The organism is Rhodosalinus sp. FB01 (assembly GCF_041365715.1).
Classification (GTDB): domain Bacteria; phylum Pseudomonadota; class Alphaproteobacteria; order Rhodobacterales; family Rhodobacteraceae; genus Rhodosalinus.
Window position 1 is genome coordinate 1 of record NZ_JBGFSH010000052.1, and the last position, 243, is coordinate 243.

General features: G+C 68.7%; 1 pseudogene. It reads left to right on the forward strand.

Features of this window, described 5'->3' with window-relative positions:
* Positions 1–243, forward strand: a pseudogene (locus AB6A65_RS16510) (DNA methylase); the annotation flags it as partial.

Here is a 243-nt window from a genome sequence, read left to right on the forward strand (position 1 = left end):
CCCGACGCGGAACAAGGACTGGAGCCAGAGCTACGGGACGACGTGGGACGACAGCTCGCAGGGCGCGGAACTCTACGAAGGCTTCATCGCCGCCGCGGTCGCCGAGGCGATCACGGAGGATGCGGCCTGGTACTGCTGGCACGCCTCGCGCCGCCAGGCGATGCTCGAGGCCTGCTGGGAGAAGGCGGGCGCCTTCGTCCATCAGCAGATCATCTGGGTGAAGGATCGCGGCGTCCTGACCCG